The sequence below is a fragment of the Acinetobacter sp. DL27 genome, assembly GCF_055810995.1.
The window spans coordinates 426,077-439,966 of the sequence record NZ_CM147947.1; the positions used below are offsets into that span (position 1 = coordinate 426,077).

Annotated in this window: 26 protein-coding genes and 1 pseudogene; 26 read left to right on the forward strand and 1 reads right to left on the reverse strand. The window is 43.8% G+C overall.

Translation table 11 applies throughout. The features are described from left to right. Positions 1 to 6 precede the first annotated feature (6 nt). Positions 7 to 1,215: a PLP-dependent transferase gene (locus tag AC0KVP_RS01940; RefSeq protein WP_473338572.1), complete on the reverse strand. Its 1,209-nt coding sequence runs from the start codon at positions 1,213 to 1,215 to the stop codon at positions 7 to 9. A gap of 161 nt (positions 1,216 to 1,376) precedes the next feature. Between AC0KVP_RS01940 and AC0KVP_RS01945 the strand changes: the two genes are divergently transcribed. The 26 genes and pseudogenes from AC0KVP_RS01945 to rpsK all read left to right on the forward strand — a co-directional run bounded on the left by AC0KVP_RS01945 (position 1,377) and on the right by rpsK (position 13,886). Beyond that, entirely contained in the window at positions 1,377 to 2,102 is a 726-nt protein-coding gene (locus AC0KVP_RS01945) for a type 1 glutamine amidotransferase (protein WP_473338573.1), read from the forward strand. A 277-nt stretch (positions 2,103 to 2,379) separates the two neighbouring features. Beyond that, positions 2,380 to 2,691, forward strand: a complete 312-nt coding sequence (rpsJ, locus tag AC0KVP_RS01950) for a 30S ribosomal protein S10 (protein WP_000070912.1) — start codon at positions 2,380 to 2,382, stop codon at positions 2,689 to 2,691. Positions 2,692 to 2,751: 60 nt separating this feature from the next. After that, a complete protein-coding gene (gene rplC, locus AC0KVP_RS01955; RefSeq protein ID WP_004691328.1) occupies positions 2,752 to 3,390 on the forward strand; it encodes a 50S ribosomal protein L3 in 639 nt (212 codons plus the stop codon). Positions 3,391 to 3,401: 11 nt separating this feature from the next. Then, positions 3,402 to 4,004: a 50S ribosomal protein L4 gene (gene rplD, locus AC0KVP_RS01960; RefSeq protein WP_004691326.1), complete on the forward strand. Its 603-nt coding sequence runs from the start codon at positions 3,402 to 3,404 to the stop codon at positions 4,002 to 4,004. Continuing rightward, positions 4,001 to 4,321: a 50S ribosomal protein L23 gene (gene rplW, locus AC0KVP_RS01965; RefSeq protein ID WP_004691323.1), complete on the forward strand. Its 321-nt coding sequence runs from the start codon at positions 4,001 to 4,003 to the stop codon at positions 4,319 to 4,321. The genes rplD and rplW overlap by 4 nt, the downstream gene beginning before the upstream one ends. Before the next feature lie 11 nt (positions 4,322 to 4,332). Then, positions 4,333 to 5,157 carry a 50S ribosomal protein L2 gene (gene rplB, locus AC0KVP_RS01970; RefSeq protein WP_004691322.1) on the forward strand — a complete coding sequence of 275 codons (825 nt, stop codon included), beginning with the start codon at positions 4,333 to 4,335 and terminating at the stop codon, positions 5,155 to 5,157. Positions 5,158 to 5,176: 19 nt separating this feature from the next. Beyond that, a complete protein-coding gene (gene rpsS, locus AC0KVP_RS01975; RefSeq protein WP_004281508.1) occupies positions 5,177 to 5,452 on the forward strand; it encodes a 30S ribosomal protein S19 in 276 nt (91 codons plus the stop codon). Between the two features lie 9 nt (positions 5,453 to 5,461). Next, entirely contained in the window at positions 5,462 to 5,791 is a 330-nt protein-coding gene (gene rplV, locus AC0KVP_RS01980; RefSeq protein ID WP_004691320.1) for a 50S ribosomal protein L22, read from the forward strand. Position 5,792: 1 nt separating this feature from the next. Beyond that, positions 5,793 to 6,609: pseudogene (gene rpsC / locus AC0KVP_RS01985) on the forward strand (30S ribosomal protein S3). After that, positions 6,549 to 6,962 carry a 50S ribosomal protein L16 gene (gene rplP, locus AC0KVP_RS01990; RefSeq protein WP_004691317.1) on the forward strand — a complete coding sequence of 138 codons (414 nt, stop codon included), beginning with the start codon at positions 6,549 to 6,551 and terminating at the stop codon, positions 6,960 to 6,962. The pseudogene rpsC and the gene rplP overlap by 61 nt, the downstream one beginning before the upstream one ends. Then, a complete protein-coding gene (gene rpmC / locus AC0KVP_RS01995; protein ID WP_004650482.1) occupies positions 6,962 to 7,159 on the forward strand; it encodes a 50S ribosomal protein L29 in 198 nt (65 codons plus the stop codon). The genes rplP and rpmC overlap by 1 nt, the downstream gene beginning before the upstream one ends. Next, entirely contained in the window at positions 7,156 to 7,413 is a 258-nt protein-coding gene (gene rpsQ, locus AC0KVP_RS02000; RefSeq protein ID WP_004691314.1) for a 30S ribosomal protein S17, read from the forward strand. The genes rpmC and rpsQ overlap by 4 nt, the downstream gene beginning before the upstream one ends. 92 nt (positions 7,414 to 7,505) lie before the next feature. Further along, positions 7,506 to 7,874: a 50S ribosomal protein L14 gene (gene rplN / locus AC0KVP_RS02005; RefSeq protein WP_004657680.1), complete on the forward strand. Its 369-nt coding sequence runs from the start codon at positions 7,506 to 7,508 to the stop codon at positions 7,872 to 7,874. Between the two features lie 9 nt (positions 7,875 to 7,883). Beyond that, on the forward strand, positions 7,884 to 8,201 hold the full coding sequence (gene rplX, locus AC0KVP_RS02010; RefSeq protein ID WP_004691313.1) for a 50S ribosomal protein L24: 318 nt from the start codon (positions 7,884 to 7,886) through the stop codon (positions 8,199 to 8,201). 15 nt (positions 8,202 to 8,216) lie between these two features. Beyond that, the gene (gene rplE, locus AC0KVP_RS02015; RefSeq protein WP_004691311.1) at positions 8,217 to 8,753 is read left to right on the forward strand and encodes a 50S ribosomal protein L5; all 537 of its coding nucleotides are present in this window, start codon (positions 8,217 to 8,219) and stop codon (positions 8,751 to 8,753) included. 9 nt (positions 8,754 to 8,762) lie between these two features. After that, a complete protein-coding gene (rpsN, locus tag AC0KVP_RS02020; protein ID WP_004691309.1) occupies positions 8,763 to 9,068 on the forward strand; it encodes a 30S ribosomal protein S14 in 306 nt (101 codons plus the stop codon). 12 nt (positions 9,069 to 9,080) lie between these two features. Beyond that, positions 9,081 to 9,476, forward strand: coding sequence for a 30S ribosomal protein S8 (gene rpsH, locus AC0KVP_RS02025; RefSeq protein WP_004691308.1), 396 nt, complete (start codon positions 9,081 to 9,083; stop codon positions 9,474 to 9,476). A 13-nt stretch (positions 9,477 to 9,489) separates the two neighbouring features. Continuing rightward, positions 9,490 to 10,023 (forward strand): 50S ribosomal protein L6, encoded by a 534-nt coding sequence (gene rplF / locus AC0KVP_RS02030; RefSeq protein WP_004691306.1) that lies wholly within the window; start codon positions 9,490 to 9,492, stop codon positions 10,021 to 10,023. Between the two features lie 14 nt (positions 10,024 to 10,037). Next, the gene (gene rplR / locus AC0KVP_RS02035; RefSeq protein ID WP_004650473.1) at positions 10,038 to 10,388 is read left to right on the forward strand and encodes a 50S ribosomal protein L18; all 351 of its coding nucleotides are present in this window, start codon (positions 10,038 to 10,040) and stop codon (positions 10,386 to 10,388) included. A gap of 2 nt (positions 10,389 to 10,390) precedes the next feature. Next, entirely contained in the window at positions 10,391 to 10,888 is a 498-nt protein-coding gene (rpsE, locus tag AC0KVP_RS02040) for a 30S ribosomal protein S5 (RefSeq protein ID WP_004691304.1), read from the forward strand. Positions 10,889 to 10,894: 6 nt separating this feature from the next. After that, the gene (gene rpmD / locus AC0KVP_RS02045; RefSeq protein WP_004691302.1) at positions 10,895 to 11,071 is read left to right on the forward strand and encodes a 50S ribosomal protein L30; all 177 of its coding nucleotides are present in this window, start codon (positions 10,895 to 10,897) and stop codon (positions 11,069 to 11,071) included. A gap of 3 nt (positions 11,072 to 11,074) precedes the next feature. Further along, a complete protein-coding gene (rplO, locus tag AC0KVP_RS02050; protein ID WP_004691300.1) occupies positions 11,075 to 11,515 on the forward strand; it encodes a 50S ribosomal protein L15 in 441 nt (146 codons plus the stop codon). A gap of 45 nt (positions 11,516 to 11,560) precedes the next feature. Continuing rightward, positions 11,561 to 12,880 carry a preprotein translocase subunit SecY gene (gene secY / locus AC0KVP_RS02055; RefSeq protein ID WP_171054269.1) on the forward strand — a complete coding sequence of 440 codons (1,320 nt, stop codon included), beginning with the start codon at positions 11,561 to 11,563 and terminating at the stop codon, positions 12,878 to 12,880. Positions 12,881 to 12,899: 19 nt separating this feature from the next. Then, positions 12,900 to 13,016 (forward strand): 50S ribosomal protein L36, encoded by a 117-nt coding sequence (gene rpmJ, locus AC0KVP_RS02060; protein WP_000867907.1) that lies wholly within the window; start codon positions 12,900 to 12,902, stop codon positions 13,014 to 13,016. A 107-nt stretch (positions 13,017 to 13,123) separates the two neighbouring features. Beyond that, positions 13,124 to 13,480 carry a 30S ribosomal protein S13 gene (rpsM, locus tag AC0KVP_RS02065; protein ID WP_004691296.1) on the forward strand — a complete coding sequence of 119 codons (357 nt, stop codon included), beginning with the start codon at positions 13,124 to 13,126 and terminating at the stop codon, positions 13,478 to 13,480. A gap of 19 nt (positions 13,481 to 13,499) precedes the next feature. Next, entirely contained in the window at positions 13,500 to 13,886 is a 387-nt protein-coding gene (gene rpsK, locus AC0KVP_RS02070) for a 30S ribosomal protein S11 (RefSeq protein WP_001040166.1), read from the forward strand. The last annotated feature ends 4 nt before the right edge of the window (positions 13,887 to 13,890 follow it).

Genomic DNA, 13,890 nt, shown 5'->3' on the forward strand with positions numbered 1-13,890 from the left:
TTCTTCCTATTCAATTTTTTTGTGATGGTTATTCAGTTGTTTTAGTGCGTTTTCTATATCTTGAATTAAATCGGCAGGATGTTCTAGTCCTATACAAAAGCGAACCAATAAACCTTGTTGTAAATGTGTATGCTCAAGTACACGCATGTCTTTGAGGTCATAAAGCATCACCAAACTCACAGGACCGCCCCAACTAAAGCCGAGTTTGAAGAGTGACAGGGCATCACAAAACTGACGAATATCCTGCAGATCAAATTCGGGCTTGAAAATGACACTGACCAAACCTGCACTGTGTTGATCGACACAAATGTCTTTCCAATATAAATGACCTGCAGCACTCGAGTCAGCAGGGTGTAAGACCTGCACAAATTCCGGTTGTTGTTTTAGCCATGCTAGGAGTTGCAGCGCACTTTCAGACTGTGCGGCATAACGAATGCGCATTGATGCTAGACTGCGTTGGACTTGAGCAACATCATCCCCAGAGACGCTAATGCCTTGAATGGCATGCGTGCGAAAGAGTTGATGATGTAAAGCTCGCTCACGTGTCACGACTGAGCCCATTAAAATGTCTCCACCGCCACTTGGGTACTTGGTTAAAGCATGTACCGTCACATCTACACTTAAGTGCGCATCACTAAAATCAAAAGCATTAAAGGCAAGACCAGCGCCCCATGTATTGTCTAAAGCAGTGAGCACATGATACGTTTGCGCCTTTTTCACCAATCCAACCAAATCTGGAAATTCCAGTGTGACTGAGCCTGCGGCTTCTAGCCAAATCAGTTTTGCTTTTTCCGTCGGTTGGAAAGAGGACACATCAATAGGGTTATAAACACGAACATCAATGCAATAGCGTTTTTCTAGATTACGAAGATGCTCCATGTTTGGCCCGTAAATATTATCTGCCACCCAAACTTCATCACCGTGGCTTAGAAAGCATGAATTCACCAAATTAATTGCAGACAATCCACTTGGTGCGAGTAGGCAGTACTTTCCACCCTCAATTTGTGCAATGTTATCGCCCAATGTAAAGGTGGTAGGGGTGCCATGGGTGCCATAACTATAGTCATAGTCATCGGTCCAATGGCGATTAAATAGTGCATCGGTATCTTCAAAAATAATCGTCGATGCACGATACAGGGGAGGTTGGACCGTTGAGATGTACTGCGGTGCTTGTCTTGGTGCATGAACCAATGCGGTTTGCGGGTTTTTTTTCACGAATCGACTCATCATAAAGCGATAAATTGTTTTTAGCTTAAGAGAAAGTTTCTAAATAGGCGAGAAAATTGAACAAATGTGAATAAAGGTAAACAAAATAAAAAGTTGGCTTCAATTTTGCTAAATCATCTATAAGGATAGTAAAAAGAAGGCATAAGCGCATGACGTCGCATTTAAAAGTACATTATTTTCAGCATATTGCTGGTGAAGGGTTCGGCAGTTGCTATACATATTTAAAACAACAAGGTGCTGTAATCAGTGCAACAGAGTTTTTTGCTTTACCTATAGATCAAGCCTTAGAGATAGAAGCTTTACCGAGTATTGAGGATGTCGACTTACTGATTATTATGGGCGGTACCATGAGTGTGAATGATGAAGTAAATTTTCCATGGTTAAAGATCGAGAAGCGTTGGTTAAGGCGTTACTTGGCCGCTGGAAAGCCCGCGATTGGCTTATGCTTGGGCGGGCAATTGATTGCCAATGCGCTCGGTGCCGCGGTCAGTCGCAATGAACAACAGGAGTTGGGTTGGGCGACAGTGCGTAAAATCCAGCACGTCCCAACAGAATGCTTTGAGTTGCCTGAACAGTTTAATGTGATGCAATGGCATAGCGAGACCTTTGAAATTCCAAAAGGTGCTGTACATTTGGCTGAAAATACCGTCTGTCGCAATCAAATGTACCAAATTGGAAAGAATGTATTGGGTTTTCAATTTCACCCAGAGATCGTGCCAGAAACCTTAGCACTTTTTTTAGAAAATGATGACGAGCTGAATAAGTTTTCGGGGCAATACGTGGCAACTGAAACTGAATTGAAAAAATCACCAAAATTAAATTTTATTGAGGGAAATCAAATTCTTAACAGTGCAATTGATTATGTGTTGCGGTAAACAGTCTATTGATGCTTTTTTAAGCTACTGATAATCCAAACAAATTGAATATATTGTAAAAAACCAAAAATGGATTTGCTTATGCATTAAACAATGGCTATAATGAGCGACCCTTTAATGAAAGGGGGTTAACTGCGAATAAAGTAGTTAACATCGTGACAGTCGTGGCATCGATCATGACCTTAGTGATATTTCACTGCTCTTGACACTTACCTTTTTAGTGGGGTGAGATGCGTCAGGAGTGATTCTTTATATATTTGGCTTGGAGTTTACTGGTATGTCTAACCAGAGAATTCGTATCCGTTTGAAGTCTTTTGATCACCGTTTAATTGATCAATCAGCTCAAGAAATCGTAGAAACAGCAAAACGTACTGGCGCACAAGTTTGTGGTCCAATTCCAATGCCTACACGCATTGAACGTTTTAACGTTTTAACATCACCACACGTTAACAAAGATGCGCGTGACCAATACGAGATCCGCACTTATAAACGTTTGATCGACATCGTTCAACCTACAGACAAAACTGTAGATGCATTGATGAAGTTAGATCTTGCAGCTGGTGTTGATGTTCAGATCGCATTGGGTTAAGGCTTTCGGGTTAATTAACGCTCTAAGTTAATTAGGCCGCTTTTTTAGAGGTTTATGCACATGGCTATTGGTTTAGTCGGTCGCAAGTGCGGTATGACACGTATCTTTACAGATGCTGGTGTTTCTGTGCCTGTTACAGTGATTGAGGTTGATCCTAACCGCATCACTCAAATCAAAACGCTTGAAACTGATGGTTATCAAGCGATTCAAATCACTACTGGTGAACGTCGCGAATCTCGCGTAACTAACGCTCAGAAAGGTCACTTCGCGAAAGCGGGTGTTGCTGCTGGTCGTCTAGTTCAAGAATTCCGTGCAACAGAAGCTGATCTTGAAGGTCGTGAAGTTGGTGGAACTATCGGTGTAGACATGTTCACAGTTGGTCAAGTAGTTGACGTAACTGGTCAGTCGAAAGGTAAAGGTTTCCAAGGTGGTGTTAAGCGTTGGAACTTCCGTACGCAAGATGCTACTCACGGTAACTCACTTTCTCACCGTGTTCTGGGTTCTACAGGTCAAAACCAGACTCCTGGTCGCGTATTCAAAGGCAAAAAAATGGCTGGCCATTTAGGTGCTGAACGCGTAACTGTACAGGGTCTAGAAATTGTATCTATCGACGCAGAACGTTCAGTTTTAGTAGTGAAAGGTGCAATTCCTGGCGCTACTGGTGGTGACGTAACTGTTCGTCCTACGATCAAGGCCTGAGGGGAAATAACGTGAATTTAAATACTGTTTCCGGCTCTGCTGTTGAATTATCAGAAGTTGCGTTCGGTCGTGAATTCAATGAAGCTCTTGTACACCAGGTTGTTACAGCTTATTTAGCTGGTGGTCGTCAAGGTTCAAAAGCTCAGAAATCACGTGCAGACGTTTCTGGCGGTGGCAAAAAGCCATTCCGTCAAAAAGGTACTGGTCGCGCTCGTGCTGGTTCTATTCGTAGCCCAATCTGGGTAGGTGGTGGTAAAACTTTTGCTGCTCGCCCACAAGATTGGTCTCAAAAAGTTAACCGCAAAATGTATCGCGGTGCAATGCAATGTATCTTAGCTGAACTTGTTCGCCAAGATCGTCTTGTATTGGTTGAAGAGTTTGCTGTTGCTGCTCCAAAAACTAAAGAGTTGCTTGCAAAACTTAACGACTTGAATGCTACTCGTGCATTGATCGTTACAGAATCTGTAGATGAGAATCTATACCTTGCAGCGCGCAACATTCCACACGTTGATGTGGTTGATGCTGCTGCTATCGATCCTGTTAGCTTGATTGCGTTCGATAAAGTTGTTATGTCTGTAGCTGCTGCTAAGAAAATTGAGGTAGAACTCGGATGAACAACGAACGTATCTATCAAGTCCTACAAGGACCTGTATTCTCAGAAAAAGCACAAGTTTTAGGCGAAACTGCTGGTGTTCAAGTATTCAAAGTTGCACTTGATGCAAACAAACTTGAAATCAAAAAAGCTGTTGAGCAATTGTTTGGTGTTCAAGTTGTTAAAGTTAACACAACGATCACTAAAGGTAAGACTAAACGCTTTGGTAAAACATTAGGACGTCGTTCTGATGTTAAAAAAGCATACGTCACCCTGAAAGCTGGCCAAGATGTTGAAATGGCTGACTTGGGCGATACCGCTGAAAGCGCAGCGGAATAAGGACGAGAATTATGCCAATTCAAAAATGTAAGCCAACGTCTCCTGGACGTCGCTTTGTAGAGAAAGTCGTTCACGACCATCTTCACAAAGGTGCGCCTTATGCTCCGTTGGTTGAAGCTAAAAAACGTACTGGTGGTCGTAATAACAACGGTCACATCACGACTCGTCACGTTGGTGGCGGTCACAAGCAGCACTACCGTCTAGTTGACTTTAAACGTAACAAAGATGGTATTCCTGCAACTGTAGAGCGTATTGAATACGATCCTAACCGTACAGCACACATTGCACTAGTATTGTATGCTGATGGTGAGCGTCGCTACATCATCGCGCCTAAAGGCCTTCGCGCTGGCGATAAAGTTCAATCTGGTAATGATGCTCCAATTCGTCCAGGTAACTGTTTACCGCTTCGCAACATGCCTATCGGTTCTACTCTTCACAACATCGAACTTAAAATCGGTAAAGGCGCGCAATTAGCTCGTTCTGCTGGTACTTCAGTTCAGTTGTTGGGTCGTGACGGTTCTTACGCTATCGTTCGTTTACGTTCTGGTGAAATGCGTAAAATTCACGTTGAGTGCCGTGCAGTTCTTGGTGAAGTTTCTAACCAAGAAAGCAACCTTCGTTCACTTGGTAAAGCAGGTGCAGCACGCTGGCGTGGCGTTCGTCCTACCGTTCGTGGTATGGCGATGAACCCAGTAGATCACCCGCACGGTGGTGGTGAAGGTCGTAGCAAAGGTATTCAACCTGTAAGCCCATGGGGTCAAAAAGCTAAAGGGTACAAGACACGTACCAATAAGCGTACGACTAAGATGATTATTCGCGACCGTCGCGTTAAGTAACAAGTAAAGGAATCTGACAATGCCTCGTTCTCTGAAAAAAGGCCCATTCGTCGATGCGCACTTGTTCGCTAAGGTTGAAGCGGCTATCGCGGCTAATAACCGTAAGCCGATCAAAACTTGGTCGCGTCGTTCGATGATCCTCCCAGATTTTGTTGGTTTAACAATTTCTGTACATAATGGCCGTAACCATGTTCCAGTGATCGTATCTGAACATATGGTTGGTCACAAACTTGGTGAATTCGCGCCAACTCGTACCTATCGTGGTCACGGTGTTGACAAGAAATCTAAACGTTAAGGTGCTATGATGGAAGTTACTGCTAAATTACGCGGTGCCGCTATCTCGGCACAAAAAACTCGTTTGGTTGCAGACCTAATCCGTGGCAAATCTGTTGCTCACGCGCTTAATATTCTCAACTTCAGCAACAAAAAAGCTGCAGTTTTGGTTAAAAAAGCATTGGAATCTGCAATTGCAAACGCTGAACACAATAACAGTTTAGATGTAGACGACCTTAAGGTTACTACGATTTACGTTGATGAAGGCACTAGCCTTAAACGTATTATGCCACGTGCTAAAGGCCGTGCAGATCGTATTACTAAGCGTACTTGTCACATTACCGTTAAGGTAGGGGTTTGATATGGGTCAGAAGGTTCATCCAATCGGTATCCGCCTTGGTGTTGTAAAACGTCATAACGCCAACTGGTATGCGAGTCCGAAACAATACGCTGAATACTTGCTTAAAGATCTTCAAGTTCGTGAGTTTTTAACTAAAAAACTTAAGAATGCAATGATCAGCAATATTCTTATCGAACGTCCTACGGGCGCTGCTAAAGTAACTATTAGCACTGCACGTCCTGGTATCGTTATCGGTAAAAAAGGCGAAGACATTGAGAAATTACAGCGTGAGCTTACTCAAATTATGGGTATTCCAGCGCAAGTAAGCATCAATGAAATCGATCGCCCAGACTTAGACGCTCGTTTAGTTGCTGAAGCTATCGCTTCTCAATTAGAAAAACGTGTAATGTTCCGTCGTGCTATGAAGCGTGCGGTTCAAAACACAATGCGTGCTGGTGCTAAAGGTATCAAAGTTGAAGTATCAGGCCGTTTAGGTGGTGCTGAGATTGCTCGTACTGAGTGGTATCGTGAAGGTCGCGTACCTTTGCATACACTTCGTGCAGACATCGATTATTCAACTATGCGTGCTGAAACGACTTACGGTACGATTGGTGTTAAAGTTTGGATCTTCCGTGGTGAGATCTTGGGTGGCATGAAACAAGTCATGAACCCAGCTCCAGCTGAAGAGCGTCCAGCTAAACGCGGTCGTGGTCGTGGTGAAGGTCAAGAGCGTCGTGGTCGTCGCAATGATCGTTCTGCTGAAAAAGGAGAATAATCCATGTTACAACCTAAACGTACTAAATTCCGTAAAGTGCAGAAAGGCCGTAACACTGGTCTAGCTCACCGCGGTAGCTCGGTATCTTTTGGTACAATCGCACTTAAATCTGTTGAGCGTGGTCAAATGACTGCTCGTCAAATTGAAGCAGCGCGTCGTACAATCAGCCGTCGTATTAAACGTGGTGGTAAGATCTTTATCCGTGTTTTCCCAGACAAGCCGATTACTTCTAAGCCTCTTGAAGTGCGTATGGGTAAAGGTAAAGGTTCTGTGGAATACTGGGTTTGTCAAATCAAACCAGGTAAAGTCTTGTACGAAATTGATGGTGTTAACGAAGAATTGGCTCGCGAAGCGTTTACGCTTGCAGCTGCTAAACTTCCGTTTAAAACCACTATCGTGACTCGGACGGTAATGTAATGAAAACTAAAGATCTACGTGAAAAGTCGGTAGAAGAGTTGACAGCTTTGCTTGATGAGCAACAGCTTAACCAATTCCGTCTTCGTATGGCAAAAGCAACTGGTCAATTGGGTAAATCGCACGAAGTTGCACTTACTCGTAAGACAATTGCTCGTATTAAGACACTCCTTACCGAAAAACAGGGGAACGGACAATGAGTGAACAAACAGTTCGCACGTTAACCGGCAAAGTAGTAAGCGACAAAATGGACAAGTCTATTGTTGTACTTATCGAACGCCGCGTTCAACACCCGTTGTATGGCAAATCAATCCGCCGTTCAACTAAATTACATGCTCACGATGAGAACAACACAGCTAAAACTGGCGACGTTGTGACTATCAAAGAAAGCCGCCCAATTTCTAAAACTAAGTCTTGGACTCTAGTTGAAGTTGTTGAAGCTGCTGCTGAGTAATTAGACGTATCTGTTGCATCATCGGTTAATTTCGAGTACTCTTTGAGCCTTTCGAAATTGTGACCGGTGATGCTCGGTTTTGGAGTAGGGCAATGATTCAAACCGAAAGTATGCTAGACGTAGCAGACAATAGTGGTGCTCGCCGCGTACAATGTATTAAAGTACTTGGTGGTTCACACCGTCGTTATGCTTCTGTTGGCGACATTATTAAAGTTACTGTAAAAGAAGCTATTCCACGCGCACGTGTTAAAAAAGGTGACGTGATGAATGCTGTTGTAGTTCGTACAAAATTCGGTATCCGTCGTCCAGACGGTTCAGTGATTCGTTTCGACGATAATGCTGCTGTTATTTTGAACAACAACAAAGCGCCGATTGCAACTCGTATTTTCGGACCAGTGACTCGTGAACTTCGTACTGAACAGTTCATGAAAATTATTTCACTGGCTCCTGAAGTTCTATAAGAGGCAATCATGGCTAAGATTAAAAAAGGCGATCAAGTTATTGTGATCGCAGGTAAAGAAAAAGGCAAACAGGGTACTGTTCTGTCTGTTTCAAATGACCGTGTTATGGTTGAAGGCCTTAACTTGGTTAAGAAGCATCAAAAGCCGAACCGTGCAACAGGTGCTGAAGGCGCTGTAGTTACACAAGAAGCTTCGCTTCATATCTCTAACGTGGCAATTTTTAATGCTACAACCCAAAAGGCTGACCGTGTTGGTTACCAAGTGACTGAAGGCGTGAAAACTCGCGTTTACAAGTCAAATGGTGAATCAGTGGCGGTAGCGAAGTAATAGGTTGAAAAGGCAATGGCCAGACTTAAAACGCGTTACAACGACGAACTTAAGGCTCAATTACAAGAGACTTTAGCCGTTAAAAATGTGATGGATATTCCTCGCATTACTAAAATCACGATCAACATGGGTGTTGGCGCAGCTGCTGCTGACAAAAAACTCCTTGATGGTGCTCTTGCTGATATGCAAGCTATCGCTGGTCAAAAACCAGTTCTTACGTTAGCTCGCAAATCAATCGCTGGTTTCAAAATCCGTGATGGTTGGCCGATTGGTTGTAAAGTTACTTTACGCGGCGAACGTATGTACGAATTCTTAGACCGTCTAATCTCGATTGCGATCCCTCGTATTCGTGACTTCCGTGGTTTCTCTGCGAAATCGTTTGATGGTCGCGGCAACTACTCAATGGGTCTTAAGGAACAAATCATGTTCCCTGAAATCGATTTTGATAAGATTGATCGTATTCGTGGTATGGATATTACCATCACTACGACTGCTCGCACCGATGACGAAGGCCGTGCGCTTATGCGTGCATTCGGCTTCCCGTTCAAATAAGAGGTCGATATGGCTAAGAAAAGTATGATTAATCGCGAATTGAAACGCGAAGCTACTGTTGCTAAATACGCTGCAAAACGTGCTGAATTAAAAGCTGTTATTGCAAACGTAAATGCTAGCGACGAAGAGCGTTTCGAAGCGATGATGAAATTCCAAGCATTACCACGTAATGCGTCTCCAGTACGTTTACGTAACCGTTGTGGTTTAACTGGTCGTCCTCATGGTTACTTCCGTAAGTTCGGTTTAAGCCGTAACAAATTACGCGATACAGTAATGCAAGGTGATGTACCGGGCGTTGTTAAGGCAAGCTGGTAAGGAGCGCTATAGATGAGTATGCAAGATACCGTTGCCGACATGTTAACTCGTGTTCGTAACGCGCAAATGGCAAAGAAACAAACAGTTTCTATGCCTAACTCTAAGTTGAAGGTTGCTATTGCAAACGTTCTTCAACAAGAAGGTTACATTTCAAACGTAGAAGTTGCTGATGCTGAAGGCAAAGCAACTCTTACTTTGACTTTAAAGTATTTCGAAGGCAAACCAGTTATCGAAACTGTGAAACGCGTAAGCCGTCCAGGTCTACGTCAGTATCGCGGTAAAGATGCACTTCCGAGCGTTAAGCAAGGTTTAGGTATTGCAATTGTTTCTACAAGCAAAGGCATCATGACTGATCGCGCTGCACGTGCTGCAGGTATCGGTGGTGAAGTTATTGCTTTTGTTTCTTAATAGGTGATTCCTCATGTCTCGTGTGGCTAAAGCCCCAGTAACTGTACCTAACGGTGTAACAGTTACTCAGAACGGCCGGCAGGTCGAAGTGAAAGGTAGCAAAGGTACTTTGTCTTTCACCCTGCATGCGCTGGTCGAGCTTAAACAGGAAGACGGTATTTTAGCGATTGCTCCAAAAGCTGAGTCGAAAGACGCTTGGATGCAAGCTGGTACTGCTCGCGCTGTGCTTAACAACCTTGTAAAAGGTGTGAGCGAAGGCTTCGAACGTAAGTTACAACTTATCGGTGTTGGTTATAAAGCTGCGGTTAAAGGTAACATTGTTAACCTTAACCTTGGTTTCTCTCACCCGATTGACTATACGCTTCCTGAAGGTGTAACTGCTGAAACTCCTACAGCAACTGAAATTGTTCTTAAATCTGCTGATAAAGCACGTTTAGGTCAAGTTGCTGCAGATATCCGTGGTTACCGTCCACCAGAGCCTTATAAAGGTAAAGGTGTTCGTTATTCTGACGAAGTTGTACTTCGTAAAGAAGCTAAGAAGAAATAAGGCGCGAGGTTCTTATGAACGAAAAGAAACAATCCCGTTTGCGTCGTGCGAAAAGCACACGCTTGCACATCCGTGCGTTGGGTGCGACTCGTTTGTGTGTAAACCGCACTCCGCGTCACATCTACGCTCAAGTTATTTCAGCAGATGGTGGCAAAGTTTTAGCGCAAGCTTCAACTTTAGATGCTACTTTACGTGCTGGTACAACTGGTAACGTTGAAGCAGCTACTAAAGTAGGTGCTTTAATCGCAGAACGCGCTAAAGCAGCTGGTGTTACTAAGGTTGCATTTGACCGTTCTGGTTTCAAATATCATGGTCGTATCAAAGCCTTGGCTGATGCTGCTCGTGAAAACGGCTTGGAGTTCTAATCATGGCTAAAGTTGAACAAAACGAAGGTCTTGTTGAAAAGCTGGTTGCCGTTGATCGTGTAGCCAAAGTTGTTAAGGGTGGTCGTATCTTCTCTTTCACAGCATTGACTGTGGTTGGTGATGGTAATGGTCGTGTAGGTTTTGGTCGTGGTAAAGCACGTGAAGTTCCAGCTGCTATTTCTAAAGCACTTGAAGCTGCTCGTCGCAACATGATTACTGTTGACCTTGTTAACGGTACTGTACAGCACCCTATTAACGCGCGTCACGGTGCAAGCCGTGTTTACATGCAGCCTGCTTCTGAAGGTACTGGTGTAATCGCTGGTGGTGCTATGCGTGCAGTTCTAGAAGCTGTAGGCGTACGTAACGTATTAACAAAATGTTATGGTTCTACTAACGCTGCAAACGTAGTAAACGCGACTTTTAACGGTCTGCGTGATATGACTTCTCCTGAGAAGGTTGCTGCGAAACGTGGTCTTACAGTAGAACAAATTCAAGGGTAATCAATCATGAAAACGATTAAAGTTACCCAGACTAAATCTTCTGCGCATCGCTTGAAAAATCACAAGCTTAGCCTACAAGGTTTAGGTCTGCGTCGTATTGGTCATACTGTAGAAGTGCAAGATACGCCTTCTAACCGTGGTATGATCAACCAAGTCTACTATATGGTTAGTGTAGAGGAATAAGCCATGACTCTGCGTTTAAATGAGCTTGCACCTGCTGAAGGTGCAAAACGTGAAAATCGTCGTCTAGGCCGTGGTATCGGTTCTGGCGTTGGTAAGACTGGTGGCCGTGGTGTCAAAGGTCAGAATTCACGTAAGAGCGGTGGTACTCGTCCAGGCTTTGAAGGTGGTCAAACTGCGTTATATCGTCGTTTACCTAAATTCGGTTTCACTAGCCAAATCGCTTTGAAAACTGCTGAAGTACGTTTATCTGAGCTTACTAAAGTGGAAGGCGACATTGTTAGCCTAGAAACTTTAAAAGCTGCAAACGTTGTACGTAAAGATATGTTACGTGCTCGTATCGTACTTTCTGGTGAAATTACTCGTGCATTCACTGTTCAAGGTGTTGCTGTGACTAAAGGCGCTAAAGCTGCTGTTGAAGCTGCTGGCGGTAAAGTCGAGGAGTAATCGCTAGTGTCTATGTCTCCTAGTTCTTCAGGTCATGTCAATATGATGAAAGGCCAGCCATTTCATGTGAAATACCGTGAAATTATTCGCCGCATGATGTTTCTCATCGGTGCATTATTGGTTTTTCGACTAGGAGCACATATTCCAGTACCAGGCATTAATAATGCCGCACTTGAAAATCTTTTTAATGCAAACCAAGGCACGATCCTTGGTTTGTTTAACATGTTTTCAGGTGGTGCATTAGAGCGTATGTCCATTCTTGCTCTTGGGATTATGCCGTACATTTCTGCATCGATTATCGTGCAGTTAATGTCTACAGTTATTCCTTCGCTGGAAGCTTTAAAGAAAGAAGGCGAACAAGGCAAGCGTAAGATTAATCAATATACGCGACAGGGTACATTGTTCCTTGCACTCGTGCAGGCAATTGGGATGTGTGCTGGTCTGATCAGTCAAGGGATTACCTTAACTGCAGGTCTGGCTTTCTACGTACCAGCTGTAACCTCTTTGGTTGCAGGTACAATGTTCTTGATGTGGTTAGGTGAGCAAATTACCGAACGTGGGGTGGGTAATGGTATTTCCATGATCATCTTCGCCGGTATTGTTGCAGGTTTGCCGAATTTAATTCTGCAATCAATATCATCAGTAGATAATGGTCAAACCAGTCTAATCGGCTTGGTAATTTTTGGCGTGTTGTCTCTGGCTGTATTAGCTGCAATTGTGTTTATTGAGAAGGCGCAACGTCGTATTCCAGTAAACTATGCTCAAAAACAACAAGGACGTCGTGTATTTACTGCACAACAGTCACATTTGCCATTAAAAATTAATATGGCGGGTGTGATCCCTGCGATTTTCGCAAGTTCATTGCTTTTGTTCCCTGCGAGCTTAGGTCAATGGGTGGGTAGTGCAGATCCGAATGCGGGTATTATCAAACGTAGTTTGCAAGATTTGGCATTGGTGCTTTCGCCTGGTCAGCCGTTGTATTTGGTGCTCTTTGGTGCGTTAATTATCTTTTTCTGTTACTTTTATACAGCGCTTGTATTTAGCCCGAAAGAAGTATCGGAAAACTTGAAACGCAGCGGGGCTTATGTACCTGGTATTCGTCCAGGTGAGCAAACTGCTCGTTACTTAGATCATATTCTTAACCGTTTGACATTTATTGGCGCGATTTATATCACCATCATTTGCTTAATGCCGATGATTTTACAAAGCTCATTTGGTATTCCATTCTCTTTAGGTGGAACATCTTTGCTTATTGTTGTGGTGGTAGTGATGGACTTTATGGCTCAGCTGCAAGCTCATCTGACCTCGCATCAGTACGATAATCAAACGTTAATGAGAAAAACGACTGCTCATCCTAAGGGATAAGCGCACTTGAGGTTTCATCATGAAAGTACAAGCTTCTGTAAAGAAAATTTGTGGTAGCTGTAAAGTTATCCGTCGTAATGGGGTTATTCGCGTAATTTGTAGCGCAGAACCTCGTCATAAGCAGCGTCAAGGTTAATCTGATCAAGACCTGTTGATTTCAGTAGGCTAATTAGGTTATTATCCGCCCCTCAAGATTTTTGTGGGGCGGTTGATTGTCTTAACTGCCTTTTTGGAGAAAATTGAATGGCTCGTATTGCCGGTGTAAACATTCCGGATAACAAGCATGCTGTTATCTCTCTAACGTACATCTTTGGTGTAGGTCGCCACACTGCTAAAAATATTTTAGCTGCTGTTGGTATTGCGCCGACTACAAAGATCCGTGAATTAGATGACGCTCAGCTTGATGCGATTCGTGCAGAAGTTGCTAAGGTTCCGACCGAAGGTGATTTACGTCGCGAAATTTCCATGAACATTAAACGTTTAATGGATTTAGGCTGCTACCGCGGTCTTCGTCATCGTCGCAGCTTGCCTGTCCGTGGACAACGCACCAAAACTAACGCACGTACCCGTAAAGGTCCGCGCAAACCTATTAAGAAATAAGATTTCTGGAAGCTAAAAGATGGCTAAAGATACTCGCACACGCAAGAAGGTCACTCGTACCGTCTCTGAAGGTGTTGCACACATTCACGCTTCTTTTAATAACACCATTGTGACTATTACCGATCGTCAAGGTAATGCACTGGCTTGGGCTACCTCTGGTGGACAAGGCTTCCGTGGATCACGTAAATCAACTCCGTTTGCTGCTCAGGTAGCTGCTGAAGTTGCTGGTAAAGCTGCTTTAGACTACGGTTTGAAAAACTTGGACGTCCTTGTAAAAGGTCCTGGTCCTGGTCGTGAATCTGCGGTTCGTGCTTTAGGTGCAGTGGGTTATAAAATTAACAGCATTACCGATGTGACGCCAATCCCGCACAACGGTTGCCGTCCACCTAAAAAACGTCGCGTGTAAGGAG

What these genes read in the sequence shown, in the direction of transcription:
- rpsM (WP_004691296.1), top strand. Translation starts at nt 13,124, where the DNA reads ATGGCTCGTATTGCCGGTGTAAACATTCCGGATAACAAGCATGCTGTT.
- rplV (WP_004691320.1), top strand. Translation starts at nt 5,462, where the DNA reads ATGGAAGTTACTGCTAAATTACGCGGTGCCGCTATCTCGGCACAAAAA.
- rplW (WP_004691323.1), top strand. Translation starts at nt 4,001, where the DNA reads ATGAACAACGAACGTATCTATCAAGTCCTACAAGGACCTGTATTCTCA.
- secY (WP_171054269.1), top strand. Translation starts at nt 11,561, where the DNA reads ATGAAAGGCCAGCCATTTCATGTGAAATACCGTGAAATTATTCGCCGC.
- rpsK (WP_001040166.1), top strand. Translation starts at nt 13,500, where the DNA reads ATGGCTAAAGATACTCGCACACGCAAGAAGGTCACTCGTACCGTCTCT.
- rpmD (WP_004691302.1), top strand. Translation starts at nt 10,895, where the DNA reads ATGAAAACGATTAAAGTTACCCAGACTAAATCTTCTGCGCATCGCTTG.
- rpsS (WP_004281508.1), top strand. Translation starts at nt 5,177, where the DNA reads ATGCCTCGTTCTCTGAAAAAAGGCCCATTCGTCGATGCGCACTTGTTC.
- rplO (WP_004691300.1), top strand. Translation starts at nt 11,075, where the DNA reads ATGACTCTGCGTTTAAATGAGCTTGCACCTGCTGAAGGTGCAAAACGT.
- rplE (WP_004691311.1), top strand. Translation starts at nt 8,217, where the DNA reads ATGGCCAGACTTAAAACGCGTTACAACGACGAACTTAAGGCTCAATTA.
- rplN (WP_004657680.1), top strand. Translation starts at nt 7,506, where the DNA reads ATGATTCAAACCGAAAGTATGCTAGACGTAGCAGACAATAGTGGTGCT.
- rpsE (WP_004691304.1), top strand. Translation starts at nt 10,391, where the DNA reads ATGGCTAAAGTTGAACAAAACGAAGGTCTTGTTGAAAAGCTGGTTGCC.
- rpsH (WP_004691308.1), top strand. Translation starts at nt 9,081, where the DNA reads ATGAGTATGCAAGATACCGTTGCCGACATGTTAACTCGTGTTCGTAAC.
- rpmC (WP_004650482.1), top strand. Translation starts at nt 6,962, where the DNA reads ATGAAAACTAAAGATCTACGTGAAAAGTCGGTAGAAGAGTTGACAGCT.
- rplP (WP_004691317.1), top strand. Translation starts at nt 6,549, where the DNA reads ATGTTACAACCTAAACGTACTAAATTCCGTAAAGTGCAGAAAGGCCGT.
- rpsQ (WP_004691314.1), top strand. Translation starts at nt 7,156, where the DNA reads ATGAGTGAACAAACAGTTCGCACGTTAACCGGCAAAGTAGTAAGCGAC.
- rplC (WP_004691328.1), top strand. Translation starts at nt 2,752, where the DNA reads ATGGCTATTGGTTTAGTCGGTCGCAAGTGCGGTATGACACGTATCTTT.
- rplX (WP_004691313.1), top strand. Translation starts at nt 7,884, where the DNA reads ATGGCTAAGATTAAAAAAGGCGATCAAGTTATTGTGATCGCAGGTAAA.
- rplB (WP_004691322.1), top strand. Translation starts at nt 4,333, where the DNA reads ATGCCAATTCAAAAATGTAAGCCAACGTCTCCTGGACGTCGCTTTGTA.
- AC0KVP_RS01945 (WP_473338573.1), top strand. Translation starts at nt 1,377, where the DNA reads ATGACGTCGCATTTAAAAGTACATTATTTTCAGCATATTGCTGGTGAA.
- rpmJ (WP_000867907.1), top strand. Translation starts at nt 12,900, where the DNA reads ATGAAAGTACAAGCTTCTGTAAAGAAAATTTGTGGTAGCTGTAAAGTT.
- rpsJ (WP_000070912.1), top strand. Translation starts at nt 2,380, where the DNA reads ATGTCTAACCAGAGAATTCGTATCCGTTTGAAGTCTTTTGATCACCGT.
- rplR (WP_004650473.1), top strand. Translation starts at nt 10,038, where the DNA reads ATGAACGAAAAGAAACAATCCCGTTTGCGTCGTGCGAAAAGCACACGC.
- rpsN (WP_004691309.1), top strand. Translation starts at nt 8,763, where the DNA reads ATGGCTAAGAAAAGTATGATTAATCGCGAATTGAAACGCGAAGCTACT.
- rplF (WP_004691306.1), top strand. Translation starts at nt 9,490, where the DNA reads ATGTCTCGTGTGGCTAAAGCCCCAGTAACTGTACCTAACGGTGTAACA.